General features: G+C 46.5%; 2 protein-coding genes. Both read right to left on the minus strand.

What is annotated here, in order from left to right:
• Positions 1-2,361: reprolysin-like metallopeptidase (locus tag QZ735_RS11070; RefSeq protein ID WP_294248208.1), on the minus strand; the 2,361-nt coding region annotated here is incomplete at its 3' end.
• Between the two features lie 613 nt (positions 2,362-2,974).
• The gene (locus QZ735_RS11075) at positions 2,975-4,114 is read right to left on the minus strand and encodes an acyl-CoA dehydrogenase family protein (RefSeq protein WP_294248210.1); all 1,140 of its coding nucleotides are present in this window, start codon (positions 4,112-4,114) and stop codon (positions 2,975-2,977) included.
• Positions 4,115-4,150 lie beyond the last annotated feature (36 nt).

Below are 4,150 nucleotides of genomic sequence, written 5' to 3' on the forward strand. Positions count from 1 at the left end.
ATAGCCTGCCGTTCCGGTTGAGGTATTGTTGATATTGGCAAAGCTTACATTCCCTATTCGCTCGTCTCCGGTATTGGTAGCGGATGCTGAACAGTAGGTCACCGTACTTCCTGCTGCCGTTGTTACGCTTACCGTATTACTGGCTCCGGAAACGTTTCCTGCTGCATCTTTTGCTCTTACCGTAAAACTGTAAGTTGTGGAAGGGGTCAGGCTGGTTACGGCATAGGAAGTGGAAGTTGCAGATCCGATAAGTGAAGATCCCTGGTAGACATCGTATCCGGTAACGCCCACATTATCTGTAGCTCCGGACCATGAAAGATTGGTGGAAGTGGAGGTTGTTCCCGAAGCCGACAGGGAAGGGGCAGAGGGTGCGGTGGTGTCTGACGCACCGGATCCTGCATTAACGCTGATGTTGGCATTGTTTACATCAAAGAAAATATGGTTGGAACCTTTCACCATGATTCTTCCCGTGGTAGTTGAGACATTAGGAATGGTAACAGCCTGGGAACCGTCATTCGGTGTCCCGGTAAGAAGGGTAGTCCAGGTTGCCCCGGAATCCTTTGACCAGAGGATGTCTACATTCGATGCATTTACGCCGTTTGCAGTGGTTCCCGCCACGTTCCAGGTGACGGTCTGTGAACTTCCTCCTGCATAAGTAACGGCTGAGTTCTGAGAGCTTACGCTGAAGGGACCTGCTGTTGCGTTTACGGTGATAACCGCATCATCGGAGTTGTTTCCTGAACCCCCGGCCCTGTTGTCGCGAACGGTAAACCGGAAATTATATGATCTTGCAACATTGGAGAGGGCTTCAACCGTTATTTCAGAACCGCTTGTAGTGGTGGCTCCTGTAAGAACGGCTGCCATCCTTGGGAAATACCGCACCGGAGAGGTGCTGGGCGTCCAGGACCTGAAGGCCGGCCCGGAAGCCTTTGTTGCACTGGCGGCGGAACCCGCTCCGGTCTGTGACGATGAGGCGTTATCAAGCTCTTCCCAGATATAGGTCAGGGCATCGCCGTTGGCATCTGTTCCGGTTCCGGTGAGCATGAAAGGCGTTCCTTTCGGGATCGTGTAGTCTGCACCGGCATTGGCGGTAGGAATGGAATTTCCTGTTGCCGTACTTACCGGGCATGTTTTGTTCTTAATGTTGTTGGTGATCTGCTGGATGCTGATGGCATGGAAAAAAGCATCGGAATGCGGCTGTACATCCTGGCTCGTAATCCCTGCGTATCCCATAATGGTGGAACCGGAGCCCGGTTCCATATTGACGCCTGTCCCTTCATTGGAATGGGAAAAGGTATGGTTCCCTCCGAACTGGTGTCCCATCTCATGGGCTACATAATCAATATCAAAGTTGTCTCCGGCCGGAATGGAATCTGCAGGCGAAGTATATCCGCTGCCTTTCGACCCGTTGGTACATACACAGCCAATGCAACCTGCATTTCCGCCGCCGCCGGAAGCCCCGAACAGGTGTCCGATGTCATAATTGGCCTCACCGATCACCGAGGTCAGGGTAGACTGGAGCTGGGAATTCCAGTTATTCATCTGGGAAGACGGAGAATAAGGATCGGTGGAGGAATTGGTATAGATCACCGCATCATTGTTTGAAATCAGGACCATTCTGGCGGAAAAATCTTTTTCGAAAACACCGTTTACCCGGGTCATGGTATTGTTCATGGCTGCAAGTGCGTTTGCTTTTGTACCACCGAAATAATTGGTATATTCCCCCGTACAGGATAAAGCCAGCCTGAAAGTTCTTAATCTGGCATCGTCTGCATTTGGTCTTGCCATCTCTTCCGTTCCCGCAGTACCGGCTGCTCCTTTCTGCGCGACATCGAGTACGGTGCATTCAAAAGCGTTGAGTTGGTCTTTCTTGTCAGTTTTTTTATAAACCACATACGATGAAAGGTCTTTGGTATACGGTTCAATAAACACGGCAGACCGGTCATTGTAAATTTCCATGGAGGACAATCCCAGCGGGGAGATGCTGAAATATACTGTTGTACCGGAACCGCCGAAGCTTTCGCCGATATAGGATTTGATATCCGGGTAGCGTGCCGCGAGCTGAGGGTCAAAATTTGAATTTTCCCTTACTTTAAAAGATTCCATCTGCCCTTCCGCATTCGGGAAAGAAATGATGACTTCTGATTTTTCTCCGGCCGCCAGCCTTTTTGGCGCTTTAGCCAATGCATTTTTAAGACCGTTGATATCCAGATGGTAAATTCTGGGATTAATGATGGTATTCTTATTTTCGAAAACTTCCGAAGTCGCCGGTTTCGTATCAGCAGACCATAAACGGTCAGTCTGTGAGAAAAAAGTTCCTGATGCCAAAAGCATTCCTATCAATAATAATTGTTTTTTCATATAAATCTTCTTTTGATTGTGAATTATCAAATCTAGTAAAAATTATAGTATGAAATAGAGAATCATTTAAGAAATATTTAGAATTTCATTGCAAAACGATATGCTACGGATAAAGTCGGTGCCGACGGTTTACATTTTCTTAAAATGCAGATAATAAAATGCAAAGGAAAGGAGCCTGTAATACAGTTAAATATAGTTTTATAAAACGAAATCCACGGTTCCGGATGAGTGACCGGTAAGAATACCTGTGGATAACTACTCGTAAAATAGCATTATCCTGATTGACCCGGTAAAATGGATACCTGCAGATACAGCAGGATAAAAAATTCCTGATAATCAATGTAAGGCAAAAAAAGGCAGTAATTAAGATCCGAATCTGAATGAAGCTCCAGGTCTTTAGCACTTTTCTATACGTTATATGATCGTTACCAAAAGCAGAATTGCAGCGCTGCTGTCTACTAGCAGGAGACAAAATGAAGCATATTCCGGCAGTCCAGAATTCCGGCAGTTGATTTTGTCGGTCAAGGAGGTCAGTGGCTTTACAAAAAATAAAAAAGCAGTATGCCCGGGCATACTGCTATATGAATATAATTCTTCGTAATTAAAGCTGCTATTACCGCGTAATATCCCTACCGATTACCAGTCTCTGGATTTCGGATGTTCCTTCCCCGATTGTACAGAGTTTGGAATCCCTGTAGAATTTTTCCACCGGAAAATCTTTCGTATATCCATATCCGCCAAAGATCTGCACGGCATTGTTTGAAATTCTTACGCAGGCTTCGGAAGCATAAAGCTTGGCCATGGCTCCTTCTTTCGTCATTTTTTGTTTGGCGTTCTTCAGTGTGGAAGCCCGCTGGATCAGAAGCTCTGCAGCATCGATTTCCGTAGCCATATCAGCCAGCATGAAATTTACTGCCTGGAATTCTGAAATTGATTTTCCGAACTGTTGTCTTTCCTTTGCATATTTCAGGGCAGCCTTATAAGCTCCCCGGGCAGTGCCCAGGCTCAAAGCGGCAATTGAAATTCTTCCGCCGTCCAGGATTTTCATCGCCTGTTTGAACCCTTCACCTACTTCTCCCAACCGGTGGGAATCCGGTACCCGGACGTTGTCAAAGATCAGTTCTGCTGTTTCAGAAGCCCTCATTCCCAGTTTGTTTTCTTTTTTACCGGAACTGAAGCCAGGCATCCCTTTTTCAAGAACAAATGCGGTTGAGTTATTTTTAGCTCCTTTTTCCCCTGTCCTTGTCATTACTACCGCAATATCACCGGAGATCGCATGGGTAATAAAGTTTTTGGCACCGTTGATGATCCATTCGTCGCCGTCTTTCACTGCGGTTGTGGACATTCCGCCGGAATCTGAACCTGTATTGTGTTCGGTAAGGCCCCAGGCTCCGATCACTTTGCCGGATGCTAGCTGTGGCAGCCAACGGTGTCTTTGCTCTTCGTTTCCGAATTCGTAAATATGGTTGGTGCATAATGAATTGTGTGCCGCTACAGAAAGCCCGATGGAAGGGTCTACCTGGGAAATCTCGTCAAGGATGGTTACGTATTCATGATAACCGAGACCCGAACCTCCGTATTCTTCCGGAACAACGATTCCCATAAAACCCATTTCCCCCAGTTCATGAAATAAATCCTTAGGGAAAGTCTGGCTTTCGTCCCACTCCATAATATTGGGCCTGATATTCTTTTCAGCAAATTCCCTTGCTGTTTCCGCTATCATTTTAATGTTGTCAATCGTTTCTGCGTTCATATAAAAAATACTTTGTTCCCAAAGATAACCAAATTG

Origin of the sequence: uncultured Chryseobacterium sp. (genome assembly GCF_913776365.1) — a bacterium.
Classification (GTDB): Bacteria; Bacteroidota; Bacteroidia; order Flavobacteriales; family Weeksellaceae; genus Chryseobacterium.